This window comes from Dermacoccus sp. BD5 (assembly GCF_044878485.1).
Classification (GTDB): Bacteria; Actinomycetota; Actinomycetes; order Actinomycetales; family Dermatophilaceae; genus Dermacoccus; species Dermacoccus nishinomiyaensis.
This window is the reverse complement of record NZ_JANJER010000002.1, coordinates 303,398-317,887: the sequence shown is the minus strand read 5'-3', so window position 1 is coordinate 317,887 and position 14,490 is coordinate 303,398. Positions and strand designations below refer to the sequence as shown.

The 14,490-nt window shown below is 69.3% G+C and carries 13 protein-coding genes and 1 tRNA gene; 11 read left to right on the top strand and 3 right to left on the bottom strand.

Features of this window, described 5'->3' with window-relative positions:
* Window positions 1–74: 74 nt before the first annotated feature.
* On the top strand, window positions 75–1,604 hold the full coding sequence (locus NQ706_RS03065; protein WP_051805597.1) for a circularly permuted type 2 ATP-grasp protein: 1,530 nt from the start codon (window positions 75–77) through the stop codon (window positions 1,602–1,604).
* Between the two features lie 198 nt (window positions 1,605–1,802).
* Window positions 1,803–3,086, top strand: coding sequence for a DUF4921 family protein (locus tag NQ706_RS03060; protein WP_038566823.1), 1,284 nt, complete (start codon window positions 1,803–1,805; stop codon window positions 3,084–3,086).
* A 12-nt stretch (window positions 3,087–3,098) separates the two neighbouring features.
* Here NQ706_RS03060 and NQ706_RS03055 read toward each other — a convergent pair whose 3' ends face one another.
* Window positions 3,099–3,530 carry a nucleoside deaminase gene (locus NQ706_RS03055; protein ID WP_038570237.1) on the bottom strand — a complete coding sequence of 144 codons (432 nt, stop codon included), beginning with the start codon at window positions 3,528–3,530 and terminating at the stop codon, window positions 3,099–3,101.
* Window positions 3,531–3,594: 64 nt separating this feature from the next.
* On the opposite strand from NQ706_RS03055, the gene upp reads away from it, so the two are divergent.
* Complete coding sequence (upp, locus tag NQ706_RS03050; RefSeq protein WP_006945708.1) at window positions 3,595–4,245, top strand: uracil phosphoribosyltransferase; 651 nt, start codon at window positions 3,595–3,597, stop codon at window positions 4,243–4,245.
* A 106-nt stretch (window positions 4,246–4,351) separates the two neighbouring features.
* Here upp and NQ706_RS03045 read toward each other — a convergent pair whose 3' ends face one another.
* Complete coding sequence (locus NQ706_RS03045; protein ID WP_235181997.1) at window positions 4,352–5,443, bottom strand: small ribosomal subunit Rsm22 family protein; 1,092 nt, start codon at window positions 5,441–5,443, stop codon at window positions 4,352–4,354.
* A gap of 193 nt (window positions 5,444–5,636) precedes the next feature.
* On the opposite strand from NQ706_RS03045, the gene NQ706_RS03040 reads away from it, so the two are divergent.
* The 8 genes from NQ706_RS03040 (at window position 5,637) to NQ706_RS03005 (ending at window position 12,328) form a co-directional block, all read left to right on the top strand.
* Window positions 5,637–5,813, top strand: coding sequence for a hypothetical protein (locus tag NQ706_RS03040; RefSeq protein WP_006945715.1), 177 nt, complete (start codon window positions 5,637–5,639; stop codon window positions 5,811–5,813).
* A 4-nt stretch (window positions 5,814–5,817) separates the two neighbouring features.
* Complete coding sequence (locus NQ706_RS03035) at window positions 5,818–6,852, top strand: PH domain-containing protein (protein WP_051805593.1); 1,035 nt, start codon at window positions 5,818–5,820, stop codon at window positions 6,850–6,852.
* Window positions 6,853–6,891: 39 nt separating this feature from the next.
* Window positions 6,892–8,460, top strand: coding sequence for an APC family permease (locus NQ706_RS03030; RefSeq protein ID WP_038566821.1), 1,569 nt, complete (start codon window positions 6,892–6,894; stop codon window positions 8,458–8,460).
* Window positions 8,461–8,717: 257 nt separating this feature from the next.
* Window positions 8,718–9,293 carry a peptide deformylase gene (gene def / locus NQ706_RS03025; RefSeq protein WP_038566819.1) on the top strand — a complete coding sequence of 192 codons (576 nt, stop codon included), beginning with the start codon at window positions 8,718–8,720 and terminating at the stop codon, window positions 9,291–9,293.
* 59 nt (window positions 9,294–9,352) lie between these two features.
* Window positions 9,353–10,228, top strand: a complete 876-nt coding sequence (locus tag NQ706_RS03020) for an SMP-30/gluconolactonase/LRE family protein (protein ID WP_038566817.1) — start codon at window positions 9,353–9,355, stop codon at window positions 10,226–10,228.
* A 368-nt stretch (window positions 10,229–10,596) separates the two neighbouring features.
* A tRNA-Arg gene (locus tag NQ706_RS03015) sits at window positions 10,597–10,669 on the top strand.
* A gap of 106 nt (window positions 10,670–10,775) precedes the next feature.
* Window positions 10,776–11,495, top strand: coding sequence for a sulfite exporter TauE/SafE family protein (locus NQ706_RS03010; RefSeq protein ID WP_038566815.1), 720 nt, complete (start codon window positions 10,776–10,778; stop codon window positions 11,493–11,495).
* Between the two features lie 194 nt (window positions 11,496–11,689).
* Complete coding sequence (locus NQ706_RS03005) at window positions 11,690–12,328, top strand: hemerythrin domain-containing protein (protein ID WP_038566813.1); 639 nt, start codon at window positions 11,690–11,692, stop codon at window positions 12,326–12,328.
* 298 nt (window positions 12,329–12,626) lie between these two features.
* Here the strand turns inward: NQ706_RS03005 and selB are convergent, their stop codons facing one another.
* Window positions 12,627–14,444, bottom strand: a complete 1,818-nt coding sequence (selB, locus tag NQ706_RS03000) for a selenocysteine-specific translation elongation factor (protein ID WP_038570230.1) — start codon at window positions 14,442–14,444, stop codon at window positions 12,627–12,629.
* Window positions 14,445–14,490: the final 46 nt, after the last annotated feature.

Sequence of the window (14,490 nt, the reverse complement as noted above, 5' to 3'; positions counted from 1 at the left end):
CTCCGCGCGACGGACCAGAACCCGCCCGCCTCGTCCGCGAGCGCACGTGAGCCGTCTGCCGTAACGTCGTGCCCATGACCACCGCACAGGGCACGAACGCGACGAACGACGAGGGCGCAGAGGGCGAGATCGTCCCCGAGGCGTTCAGCGAATACCGCGAGCACGAACCCGAGACCCCGGGCGTGCACGACGAATCCGTCACCGACGATGCGGAGCTGCGCCCCGACTACGCGGCCGTCATCGAGCGCATCGAGACGCTCGGGCCCGACGAGGTGTCGCGCCGCCTCGAAGCGGCCGGCAAGGGCCTGACCGAGCTCGGCGTGACGATCAACTCCGAGGACGGCAACCGCCCGTACCCGATCGACATCGTGCCGCGCATCATCTCGGCCGAGCGCTGGGCCGAGCTCAGCGCCGGCGCCGAGCAGCGCGTCCGTGCGCTCGAACTCTTCCTGCGCGACGTCTACGGCCCCGGCGAGATCATCAAGGCGGGCCGCGTCGACGCCGACATGCTGCGTCGCTCGCCCGGCTGGTCCAAGGACGGCCAGCGGGTGCCCGCTGACTTCGTCCGCGCCGGCATCTGCGGCCTCGACCTCGTCTCGCCCGCGTCCGGCGAGTGGATGGTGCTCGAGGACAACCTGCGCATGCCCGGCGGGCTCGGCATGACGCACATCAACCGCGAGGTGCTCGAGAACCACTTCGCCGAGATCCTGCCGCCCGCCGAGACGCTCGAGCACCCGACCCGGACGTACGGGCTGCTGCACGAGTCGCTCGTCGCGAGCGCAAGACTCGTCGACGGTGGCGTTGCCGGGGGCGAGATCGGCCTGTGCATGGTCTCCCCCGGCCCGACGGACACGACTTGGTACGAGCAGAACCTCGTGAGCGGCCAGGTCGGCGCCGCCATCGTGACGGCGGACGCCCTCGTCGTCGACGACGGCAAGCTGTGGCGCCTCGACGGCGGCGAACGTCACCGCGTGCACCTGCTCAACCCGCGCATGGGTGAGACCGAGCTGTTCGGAGCGAAGGGCGCGGACGGTCGTCCGCTCGGCGACGCGCTGCGTGACGTGCTCGCGGCGGGCGCGGTCGCCATCGTCAATGCGCCCGGCAACGGCCTCGCCGACGACAAGGCGACGTACGCGCTCGTGCCCGACATCATCGATTTCTACCTCGGCGAGAAGCCGCTGCTCGCGCAGGTGCCGACGCTGCTGTGCGCCCGCGAGGACCAGCGCGAGGAGGTGCTCGATCGCCTCGACGAACTCGTCGTCAAGCCGATCGACGGCTACGGCGGCAGCGGCATCACCGTCGGCCCGGAGTGCTCGGCCGACGAGCTGGAGACGCGCCGTCGGGAGATCCGTGAGACGCCGGAGCGCTTCGTCGCGCAGGACATCGTGCCGTTGTCGACCCTGCCGACGCTCGTCGACGGCTCGTTCGCGCCGAGCCATGTCGACCTGCGCGCGTTCGTGCTGCAGCGCCCGGACGAGCAGGACGCCTCGCGCACCGTCGCCGTCACGGCACCGGGAGCGATGACGCGCGTCGCCCCAGCGGGCACGATGATCGTCAACGTCTCGGCCGGCGGCGGCGCGAAGGACACCTGGATCCAGCGCTGACGCCCGCATCGCGGCCCGGTGCGACGCTCGAAGCGCCCTGACGCGATCGTCGACGGCCGCGCCACCGTGCGCAGAGTTACGCCAACCTGCGCAGAACCGCGCCCGGTCGCGCAGCCCCATGCCTCTGCGGGCAAGTGCACCCAGGTGCACTTGCCCGCAGAGGAGACGGGGCGCGGCGCCGTGGGTGAGACTGGAGTCATGACGCCCGACGCCAGCCAGCAGCCGACCGAGTTCATCCGCACGATGGCCGACGGCACGACGAAGCAGGTCAACCCGCTGAGCGGTACGAAGGTGTGGACGGTGCCAGGCCGCGGCGACCGTCCCCTCGGGCTCGTCCCGCCTGGCGTCAAGGACCTCGAACCGCACGACTTCACGGCGTCCTGCGCATTCTGCTCCGACCGTTACCTCGAGACGCCGCCGGAGAAGGTGCGTTCCGTCCTCGCCGCAGGTTCCGCCGAGGGGCCGCGCTTCGTCCGACTGCGTGGTCTGACGCCGGCCGAGGTGACGTCGCAGGTCGCCGAGTTCCGCCGCATCCCGAACCTGTTCGAGATCATGTCGGTCGACTACTGGCAGGCCAATCACGGTTACACGTTCGACGACGCGATCGAGGCCCGCCGCCGCGCCTACGAGGCTGCTGACGGAGGGCGCGAACACCTGTTGCGCCTCGCGCGGGTGCGTCTCGGCAAGCGCGCCGAGGGCGCCACGGACGCCGAACTCCTCGACGCTGCAGGCGATTTCTTCGCGAGCACCCATGACGTCATCGTCGGCCGCCGCCACTACGTCGACGGCGCGACGCGCAGCGACCAGCTCGCCTCGTCAGGCGCCCTGACGCCGACCGAGCACCGCGAATACCTCGACCTGACGATCGACGCGATGGCCGAGCTGTACGCGACGAACCCGCACGTGCGCTACGTCGCGGCCTTCCAGAACTGGCTCAAGCCGGCGGGCGCGTCGTTCGACCACCTGCACAAGCAGATCGTCGGCATCGACGAGTTCGGCACCTCGACCGACCTCGACATCGATGCGGCGCGTCGCGATCCGCGCGTGTTCGAGGAACTCATCGCCTACGCGCGCAGCCACGATCTCGTCGTCGCGGAGAACGCTCACGCGATCGCCTTCGCCGGGTTCGGCCACCGCTACCCGAGCATCGAGATCTGGTCGACGTCCGGCACGTGCGAGCCATGGCTCATGACCGACGACGAACGTCACGCGATGGCCGACCTCGTCCACGCCATGCATGCCGCGACCGGAACCGATGTGCCGTGCAACGAGGAGTGGCACCACCGTCCGCCGTCCATGAGCGACGTCGAGATCCCCTGGCACGTCGTGCTCAAGTGGCGCATCGCCAACCTCGCCGGGTTCGAGGGCAGCACGAAGATCTACCTCAACACCATCAGCCCCGCGGGCGTCCGCGACCGCGTCGTTCCCGCGCTCCGCCGGTTGCAGGAGGAGGGCCGCCTCGCCCCCGGCATCCGCCTCTGATCGCTGCGCGCGTCACCGTCGGGTCGCGAAGAACTCCTTGAGGACCGCCGAACACTCGTCCTCACGGATGCCGCCGACCACCTCGATGCGGTGGGTCGAGCGTGAGTCGCGTACGACGTCCCACAACCCGCCGCAGGCGCCGGCCTTGCGATCCCACGCCCCGAGGACGATGCGCGCCAGCCGCGCCTGAACGGCTGCCCCCGCGCACATGAGGCACGGTTCGAGCGTGACGACCAGGGTGCAGCCGTCGAGGCGCCAGCCCCCTCGCGACGCTGCAGCGCGCCGCATCGCGACGATCTCCGCATGACCCGTCGGGTCGCCGTCGACCTCACGAAGGTTCGCGCCGACGCCGATCACCTCGCCGTCAGCATCGACGACGAGCGCTCCGACCGGCACGTCTCCCGCCGCGCCCACCTCACGCGCCAGTTCGAGCGCGCGCCCCATCCACGCGTCGTACGTGAGCTCGATCGCTGGTGCCACGGGAAGATCCACGGGTTAAGTTTGTCCCATGCGCGTCATCGTTGCCGACCACCCGCTCATCTCGCACAAGCTCACGACGCTGCGTGACAAGCGAACCGACTCCCCGACGTTCCGTCGCCTCGTCGACGAACTCGTCACGCTCCTCGCGTACGAGGCGACGCGTGACGTCCGCGTCGAGGAGGTCGACGTCGAGACGCCGGTGACGACGGCGCGCGGCATCAAGCTCGCGACGCCGCGTCCGCTGCTCGTGCCGATCCTGCGCGCCGGCCTGGGCATGCTCGACGGCATGATGCGGCTCCTGCCGACGGCCGAGGTCGGCTTCCTCGGTCTCGTGCGCAACGAGGAGACGCTCGAGGCGACGACGTACGCGAACCGTCTGCCCGACGACCTGTCGGGCCGTCAGGTCTACGTCGTCGACCCGATGCTCGCGACGGGCGGCACCCTCGCCGCGACGATCGACTACCTCGTCGAGCGCGGCGCCGACGACATCACGGCCGTCGTGCTCATCGCCGCGCCGGAAGGCCTGGCGAAGCTCGAGGAGTTGACGTCGCACATCGAGGTGCCCATCACCCTCGTCACCGGTGCGATGGACGAGAAGCTCAACGAGAACGGCTACATCGTGCCCGGCCTCGGCGACGCCGGCGACCGTCTCTACGGCATCGCGACGCACGACGCGTGAGCGCCTGAGCCGCATTCTCGATGGGGGCCGAAATCCTGAAATGCAGGGTTTCGGCCCCCATCACGCTCATTCGGGGCTGAAACACTGCATGGCAACGTTTCAGCCCTCAGCCCCGAGCACCCAGGTCGATGGCGTCGCCCCAGCCAGCGTCACGAGCCTGCTTGTAGGCCGGGCCGGCCTTCTTCGTCACGACGGCGCGTCGCACCTGGCCGGCGAGGCCTGAGGCGTCGAGCGCCTCGCACACCTGCAGCTCGACGAACCCCTTGTTCTTCTTCGGGTGCCGGATGATGCGGGCGTCGCGCTCGCTGGGGCGCTGCGTCAGATCGACGCCGTCGCGCAACGGCACACCCTGCGCCACATGCGCGGGCTCACGCACCATCGCGACGTACGAGAACTTCTCGTCCTCGTGCGACAGCTCGCCACCCTTGACCTGCCGGTGCACCGACGAACGGTTGACGCGCGCCGCGAAGTGGCACCAATCCGGTTCCGTCTTGGCGAGCAACGGGCACGCCCCCTGATGCGGACATGGCGCCGCGACCGACCACGACTGCTCGAGCAGTTGATCGCGGGCTCGCAGGATGCGCGCGTAGCCGTCCGGCGTGCCGGGTTCGACGATGACGACGGCGCGCGTCGCCGCTGACGTCGCCTCGGCGACGATGCGATCGGCCTGCTGAGCCGACAACTCGCTCAACACATAGGAGACCGTCGCGAGATCAGCGCCGCCACCGGATGGCGCACCGACCGTCACGTTCCACGAGCCGACGCGGCCCTCCTGCCACACGGTGCGCTCGAGGGCGGGCACCCCACTGGCGCGCGCGAGCCGCTGCCCCAGGTCGAGCGCCGCCGGCACCTGGTCGAGGACGCTGATGTCGCGCAGCGTCTCGAAGACGTCCGCCGCCGCCCAGGCCGCGGCGCCGGTGCCGCCGCCGAGGTCGACCATCGACGTCACCGAATCAGCGTCGAACACACCGGAATCGGCGAGGGCGCGCAGCGCCGAACGCACCGCACCGAACGTCGCGGGCATGCGGTAGTGGGCGTACGCGAGCACGTCGACGGGGCGCGCGAGAATGGGCTCGTCAGCCGCCGCGACGGCCCGATACCGGGTCGACAGGCGCGTGACAGCCTCACTCAACTGCTTGATCGCCGTGCCGGAGGCTTCTCGTTCGAGCGCATCGCGCAGACTCATCGCCAGATCCACGCCGTCAGCGTACGCACCACCAGCGACAGCGGCGCGCGCGTTCCACGGTGGGCCCGACAGCGAGCACTCGACAGCGAGCGCCGCCAAAAACGGTTCGGCGCGCCTGCGCCGCAGCCTGGGCGAACCCTGCAAGGATGCGAGAGTTGCCCGTGCCTTCCCCCGCGCGCTCCACCCACCAGAAAGAGACGACGCCATGGACAAGATCAACTTCAAGTCGATCCTGAAGTTCTTGTTGTTCGCGTTCATCATCTACGCCGTCTTCTCGAGCCCCGCGAAGTCGGCCGACGTCGTGCGCGCCGTCGGTGACGTGCTGCGCAACGCCGTCACCAACCTGCGCGAATTCTTCGACGCGCTGCTCGGCAAGAACTGAACCCATGGGCCCACTGCGCCCACATCAGGCGAGCGACCACGTCGCCGGTTATCTCGCGCGCGGCGAGGACGTCGTCCTCGAGATGAAGCAGCACTGGGCGCGCGTGCTGCCCGCCATCACCTCGTGCGTCGTCGGGTTCGCCCTCGTCATCGTCGCGGGCATCTGCGCGCCCGCCTGGATGGGCCCGCTGACGAACGCCGCGTGGTGGATCTGGCTCGTCCTCGCCGCGCACCTCGCCTGGCGCGTCGTCGAATGGTGGGACGAGACGTTCGTCATCACGAACAAGCGCCTCATCCTGGTGCACGGGTTGTTCGTCAAGAAGGTGGCGATGATGCCGCTGTCGAAGGTGACGGACATGTCGTACAACCGCTCGCCCGCCGCGCGGCTGCTCGGCTACGGCACGTTCAAGATCGAGTCGGCGGGTCAGGAGCAGGCGCTCAACGTCATCGACTTCGTGCGCAACCCCGACGAGAAATACCGCGACATCTGCGGGCTCATCTTCGGTTTTGAGGACGAGGACGACCCGCGCCCCAGCGGGCGCGCGGACGCGCGGCACGCCGACGACGAGGGTTACGACGACGAATGGCGTGACCCGTGGGTCGAGGCCGACTGGCGCGACGAGTCGCAGCATGACGAGTCGTGGGATGGCGACGGCTGGTCCGACGACGAACAACGCCGTGAGACGCCGCGCCGCGAATCGCAGCGTCGTGAGTCGCAGCGTCACGGCCCGTCAGGCGGCGACGACACCCGCCCCCTCGCGGTCCGTCAGCCCCGAGCTCGCTACGGCCGCGGGCAACGTCGAGCGGCCGAAGACGACACCGATCCTCACGGATTTGTCACGGTTGGCCACCCAAACCCCCACAGTGACACCGATCACACGTACCGTCAGCGGCATGACATGGACGAGACGTCGCCCGAGCAGGGTGACGAATCGGCCTGGTGGGTGAGCCGTGAACACGCGACCTCACCTCAACCCGTCCGCCGACGAGGTCGCGACCACGATGTGGACGATGGCTCCACATGGCGAGACGGAACGTAATCTCACACGGTTCCAACCATCCGGTGAAAGGGCGCTCACATGAGCCTTTTGCGCACCAAGTCGATCGAAGCGTCGATCGCAGACTCGGAAGCCTCCGAGTTCCAGCTGAAGAAGAACCTGTCAGCGCTCGACCTGACGGTCTTCGGCATCGGCGTCATCATCGGCGCCGGCATCTTCACGGTGACGGGGCGAGCCGCGCACACGATGGCGGGCCCCGCCATCGTCATCTCGTTCCTCATCGGCGCCTTCTGCTGCGGTCTCGCTGCCCTGTGCTACGCCGAGCTGTCGTCGGCGGTGCCCGTCTCGGGCTCCGCCTACACGTTCTCCTACGCGACGATGGGCGAACTCATCGCCTGGATCGTGGGCTGGGATCTGCTTCTCGAGCTCATCCTCGCCGCGGGCGTCGTCGCCCAGGGCTGGAGCGCGTACTTCAACATCCTGTTCGGTGAGTGGGGGTTGAAGCTGCCCGACAATCTGCAGGGCGGCACCGGCTGGTTCACCCACTTCGACATCGCCGCCTTCGGCCTCGTCGCCGTGCTCACCTGCGTCATCGCGACGGGCATCAAGGAGTCGATGCGCGTCAACCTGACGCTGGTCGCCGTCAAGCTGTTCATCGTGCTGTTCATCATCGTGATGGGCATTCAGTACATCAACACGTCGAACTACACCCCGTTCGTGCCGCCGGCTCAGCACCTCGAGAGCACGTCCGACACGCTCAAGCGCCCCCTGTGGGAGCTCATGACGGGCATGGAACCGCAGGCGTTCGGCGTCATGGGCGTCATCTCCGGCGCAGCCCTCGTGTTCTTCGCCTACATCGGCTTCGACGTCGTCGCGACCACTGCCGAGGAGACGCGCAACCCGAAGCGCGACCTGCCGATCGGCATCATCGGCTCGCTCGCGATCTGCACGATCCTCTACGTCTCCGTCTGCCTCGTCATCACCGGCATGGTGAGCTACGACAAGATCGACCCCAAGGGCGCACTCGCCGCGGCCTTCCGCGATCACGGACATCCCGGGTACGCGCAGATCATCGCAGCCGGCGCCGTCGCGGGTCTCGCCACGGTCGTCATGACGCTGATGATCGGCGCCACCCGCGTCATGTACGCGATGTCGCGCGACGGCCTGCTGCCGATGGGCATGGCACGCACGAACCCCAAGACGGGCACGCCGGTCCCGATGACGCTCGTCATGGGCTTCATCATCGCGGTCGCAGCGGCGACCATCCCGATCGGTGAGTTCGAGGAGATGGTCAACATCGGCACCCTGTCGGCGTTCTTCCTCGTCAGCCTGGCCGTGCCCGTGCTGCGCAAGAAGCGCCCCGACCTCGAGCGCCCGTTCAAGGTGCCGGGCAGCCCCGTCCTCCCGTGGGTCGCCGCCGCTGTGTGCCTCTACCTCATGCTCAACCTGCCCGTCGAGACGTGGCTGCGTTTCGTGGTGTGGCTCCTCGTCGGCTTCGCGATCTACTTCTTCTACGGCCGCGGCCACTCGCGCGTCGGTCGCAACCCGCAGCTGCAGGGCGGCGTCGGTGACGGCGTCTACGCCACCGACCTCGACACGTCGGTCGGTGACGGCGCCGAGGCGCTGCGCAAGAACGAGCGACGCCACTGAGCACACTCGCCTCGTTTCATCTCGAAGCCCCTCGCCCGCATCGTCGGGTCGAGGGGCTTCGACGTGCTCCGTCTCCTCGTGTCGCAGCTCACCCGCGCGCGCGATCGAGCAGAATCGGTGAGATCGAGCGTCGGGGCGCTCGATCCCGCCGATTTCGCTCGATCACGTCGGCGAGCACCCATGCACCCGGTCGCCCCACCCGAGGGCCCTAGAATGATCGACGCCCACCCGCCGACCCGCGTTCTTCGAGGTTCCTCATGGCTGTTCGCCCCATCACCATCGTCGGCCACAAGGCCCTGCACGCACCCACGAAGCGGGTCAAGGAGATCACCGACGACACGCGCGCCCTCGTCGAGGACATGTTCGAGACGATGGAGGCGGCGAACGGCGTCGGCCTCGCAGCCAATCAGGTCGGCGTCAAGCAGCGCATCTTCGTCTTCGACTGTCCCGACGACGAACTCGGCGAGAACCGCCGCGGCGTCGTCATCAACCCGAAGCTCGAGAAGGGTCGCGTGCCTGCCGGCGAGGCCGACGAGGAGAACGACAACGAGGGTTGCCTGTCGGTGCCCGGCGAGCACTTCCCGACGGCGCGGGCCGACTGGGCGAAGGTGACGGGCACCGACCTCGACGGGAACGAGATCGTCATCGAGGGGCACGGCTTCTTCGCCCGCATGCTGCAGCACGAGACCGACCACCTCGACGGCTACCTCTACCTCGACCGCCTCACGCCGACGATGCGCCTCGAGTCGCGCGAGGCGGTCAAGGACCGCGGCTGGCAGTACGACGGCATCACCAAGTGGGACCCGACCGAACTCAAGGCCGAGGACGTCTGAGCCGACAGCGGCATCCGAGCATCGTCGCGGAGCGTTGCCGCCCGATATAGCCTGACGTCATGAAGGCTGAAGCTGTCGCGAAACCGCACGCCTACCACGGTGAGGGCGTCATCTGGGCCGACGATTGGGGCGGAGGCCACCCGGCGCTGCGCTACGTCGACATGCTGGCCGGGGATGTCCTCGAGCTCCAGCCGGGCGGTGACGTCACCCGATTCCACGTCGGGGACGTCGCGGCAGCGCTGCGTCCGCGCGCAGGTGGAGGCGCGATCGTCGCGACGGAGCGTGGTTTCGCACTGACGCGTTCGGTCGACTTCGCCGACCTGGAGCACACCGCCGATCTGTGGCCGTCGACGCACGAGCCGCGCACCCGGTTCAACGACGGTGGATGCGCCCCCGACGGGTCGTTCTACATGGGGTCGATGGCCTACGACCAGAGCGAGGGCGCGGCGTCGATGTGGCGGCTGGCGCCGGACCGGTCGACGAGCCATGTCTTCGATGACGTCACCATCTCGAACGGCCTGTGCTGGTCGCCCGACGGCACGCTCGCCTACTACAACGACACGCCGACCCGCATCATCTGGGTGTTCGACTGGGGCGCCGAGACCGGCCTGACGAACCGTCGGCCCTTCGTCCGGCTCGAGGACGGCATCGGCTACCCCGACGGGTTGACGGTCGACGCCGAAGGCGGAGTGTGGACGGCGCTGTTCGGCGGCTCCGCCGTGCGTCGCTACGGCGCTGACGGCTCGCTCAGCGAGATCGTCGAGGTGGGGCCGAGTCAGGTGACGTGCCCGGCCTTCGGCGGCGACGACCTCGACCAGCTGTTCATCACGACCTCGCGAGAGAACCTGCCGGACGACGCGGAGCCGGACGCCGGCGCCCTCTTCGTCTGTACGCCGGGTATCCGCGGTCAACGCACCCTCCCCTTCACCGGCTGACCGCACCAGTCCGTCCCCATGTGCGATTTTTGACCCCTTCTGCGAACCGCGTCCACATCGGCGATCTACGTCCACATGCAACCGACGTTGCCACCAGGGCGACCCGTGTCACGACGACTCGCGCCGGCGCGTGCGAATGTGACGCTGATTCGCAGATGTGGACGCCGTTAGCGCGTGTGAACGTGGATCGCGGATGGGGATGCGATTCGCCGATGTGGACCAAAATCGCAGGTCATGACGGGCGACACGGGCGGGGCTGACGGAGGAGCACAGGCCGGTTCACGAGGGCGGCCGAGCCGATTAGCGTTCCCCCGAGGATGCGTGTAGAGTTCTATCTCGTTGCAGAGGCCGCTGAGGCCGAGCAGCAAGCACCCGTAGCTCAACGGATAGAGCATCTGACTACGGATCAGAAGGTTTGGGGTTCGAATCCCTACGGGTGCACTCTGTGTTGAGACAGAGGAAAGAACCCCCGGCTCGCCGGGGGTTTTTGCTATGTCCGGGCCTTCCTCTCCGCGCGGCCCGACAACCTTCGGCGAAGTGAGGTCCGATGCCGCTCACCACCCTGCTGGCCTTCGGTCTCGTCGTCGGCGTCGGCGCCTTCGTGCAACGCATCGCCGGGTTCGGCCTCGCCGTCGTCGCAGCGCCGTTCGTCGTCATGGCGGCTCCGCAAGTCATGCCGGCGGCACTGCTGTTCGTTGTCCTGCCACTGCTCGTGCTGGAGGTGGCTCGGGCCCACCGTGACATCCGGTGGCGGCCGTTCGGGTGGGCGATGGCAGGCCGCCTCGCGACGATGCCATTCGGCGTCTGGCTCGCGGCCAACGCGTCGCACACCGTCACGTCACTCCTCGTGGCCGGCATGGTGCTCGTCGCCGTCGCCGGATCGCTCACGCGCTGGCGCGTACGCCCGTCGTCGGGCATCGCCTTCGGCGCCGGAGCATTGACGGGCATCTCGGCGACGACGGCGTCGATCGGCGGCCCGTTCTTCGGCCTCGCCCTGCAGGAACTCGCACCGCAGCAGGCACGCTCGACACTCGCGCCGTTCTTCCTCTTCGGCTCACTGAGTTCACTGCTCGGCCTCGCGATCGGCGGCCAGATCGGCGCTGACGGTCTGCGTGCCGGGCTCGCGTGGCTGCCGTTCATGGCCGTGGGCGCTCTCGCGGCGCAGCCGTTGCGGCACTCGGTCGACGCGGTGCGCTTCCGCCACAGCATCCTCGCCCTCGCGACGGTCAGCGCCCTCGCCGTCATCGTCCGCGTCGCGCTCACCTGAACGCGTCCCTCTCGACGGCGAGCGCCACGCCGTCCGCGTCCCGCGCGTCGTCATCGAGCCCGCGACGCTGGGCGCGACCTCCCCCTCACGAACGCCTTGTCGCATAGGTGCACCTTGCTGGCGCAACGCCCTTCGCCAGCGTGAGATTGAGGGCAAACAGTCCCCGATTCCGGGGCCGTCTCACGGAGGTAGCCATGGACATCACCGAGATCATCCTGCAGCAGCACACCGCTCAGCGACGCGCGTTCGCCGTGCTCGAGGAGTGGCCGCGCGACGACACCGACGGTCTGGCCGCGCTGTGGAGCCAGCTGCGCATCTTCCTCGAGCTGCACGCTGAGGCGGAGGAGCTGTACTTCTATCCCGAACTCGTCAAGATCGGCACCGGCGGCGCAGACGCCGAGAGCAACGACGAGCAGGTCGAGGACGCGATCCACGACCACAACCTGCTGCGCGACGCCATTAAGCGCGCGGACGCCGCCACGACCGGGTCGAAAGACTGGTGGGAGGCCGTCGTCCAGGCCAACATCGCGAACTCCGACCACATGGCCGAGGAAGAGCGTCAGGACCTGGCCGACTTCCGTCAGCAGGCGAGCCTCGAACTGCGTCACCAGGTCGGCATCAACTTCCTGCGCCACCTCGCGGCGTCGTGGTCGAAGCCGCTGACGATCGAGGACAAGAACCCCGAGCGCTTCATCGCCGACGCCGAGAAGGCCGGCCCGAGCGGCGCCGTCCGCGCCGCAGCCGCTCAGGCGAAGGAGCAGACGTCGACGCGCGTCAGCGCCGACCCCGAGCCGTCGCTCAAGGCCGACGACCCGGAAGGCGACGACGACTGAGCTCCCCTGATCGAACGCGACGCGCCATCGCTGGGTCCTTCCCAGCGGTGGCGCGTTGCTGCGTCTGTGCGGCTGGACGCACGTCGAAGATCGGCCCCGAGCGGCGGTCCGTCGGCGCCGGGCGCGGGATGGTGCGCCCCGGCGCGCTCGGGTGCGCCTCAGTCGGTCGCGATTCTGGTACCCGGCCGACCGCGCTGCGTCCCCGGCCCCGCTTGACCCAACTTCGGGTGCGATTCTGACGGTCGCGATTCTGGCACCCTGGCCGACGGTGCTGCGCTCGGCCCCGTCCCAGCACGATTCAGCGCACGACGACGCGCGCGTTGCCGTCACGCCGCGTCCAGCCTCGTGCGTCGAGATGCTCGAGCAGGGGGATGACGACGCGGCGCGTCGTGCCGAGCGCCTGGCGCGCCTCGCTCGTCGTGAACGGTTGCGGCAGTCTTGCGAGCTCGCGCATCGCTCGCGCGGGCGTGTCGGGCAGCAGGACGATGTCGGCGGGCTCGGCCTTGAGTCGCAGGATCGCTCCGCGCTGTGCAGCCGCGGCGAGCTGCCGGTTGCCGAGGCCGAGCGCCACGAGGTCGTCGGCTTCGGGGGCATCGAACGGGTTGGCGCGCAGCCGTTCTCGAAGTTGCTCCAGGGCCGCTTCATCGGCACCGAACGACGAGCCGTGGCGTGAGCCGACGACCCGCCCGTCGCGGATCACGAGACCCGCATCAGGGTTCGCCACGCCGCATGACTCGACGAGGGCGGGCAGCAGACGTCGGGGCACGCCGAGGCGCGTCTCGATGGCACCTGACGGCAACCCGGGGCTCAAGGGGTCGGCGGCGTCAGCGGTGACCGCCTCGATGATCGCGGCGCGCCAGGCCGTCGCCTGTTTCTCGTGCACGACGAGTCCCTCGACACGACCCAGGCCCTCCCCCGGCAGGGGCAGCCCCTCGCGCAGCACCTCGGGCCGGCGGGCCCCGACGGCGGTGACCCACTCGTCGCGCACCCAGCCGCGCTCGGCGACGAGCGGTTCGAGCTGCGCGACCGCGTGGCCGGCTAGGACACGCGCGCGCTCCCGACCGGCGCCGCGCCTCGTCAATGCCGCCGGGTCGAGGTCGAGCACCGTTGCCCCGCAATGGATCCGCCCCGCTGACGCATCGCGCACGATGATGCGATCCCCCAGCCGCAACGGCAGCGGATCGCTCAGCGTCAACCGCGCGTGACGCTCGTCGAACGGTCGCACCCGCGCCTCGACGGACGCTGTGCCGATGTGGACGCTGACCTCTGCCGACGCATCCTGCCACTCATGCCCGCTCTCGCTGCGTACGTCAAGGACGTTCACCCACGACGCCGACCCCGGCGTCAGCAGGGGCGTGCCGCGCGGCACGTCGTCGGTGTGCAGACCTCGCAGAGCGACCGCGACGCGCGAGACCGGCGAGACCTCGTCATGACGCTGCCCGAGCACCTGCAACGAACGCACGGCCGCTCGTTCGTCACCCACCTCCAACTCGTCCCCGAGACGCAGCGTGCCCGCCGCGAGCGTGCCGGTGACCACGGTGCCGGTGCCCTTGACGGAGAACGAACGGTCGACCCACAACCGCACAGGCGAAACCGTGTCCACGGGTGGCATCTGCGCGACGAGATCGTCGAGGGCGCACCGCAGTTCGTCGATGCCACGGCCGCTGACGGCGTCGGTCTCGACGACGTCGACAACTTCGAGCGACGTCGCGGCGATGTGACCGAGCGCTGTCTCACGCACCTCGGCGACGCGCTCGGGCGTCGCCAGGCCACAGCGCGTGATGACGAGCAGGCCGTGCCTGAGACCGAGTGCGTCGATGGCGTCGAGGTGCTCGCGCGATTGCGCCTGCCACCCCTGATCCGCGGCGACGACGAGCATGACGGCCGGCGCCGGCCCGAGGCCCGCGAGCATGTTGCCGATGAAGCGACGGTGGCCGGGCACGTCGACGAATGCGAGCTTCTCGCCCGACGGCAGGTCGAGCCCCGCGAACCCGAGATCGATCGTCAGGCCACGCTTCTTCTCCTCCTCGAGCCGATCCGGGTCGGTGCCCGTGAGAGCCCGCACGAGGGTGCTCTTGCCGTGGTCGACGTGACCGGCCGTCGCGACGACGCGCATCAGCACTCACTCCCCGCGAGCCGCACCGCGCCGCCGCTGCGCTCGG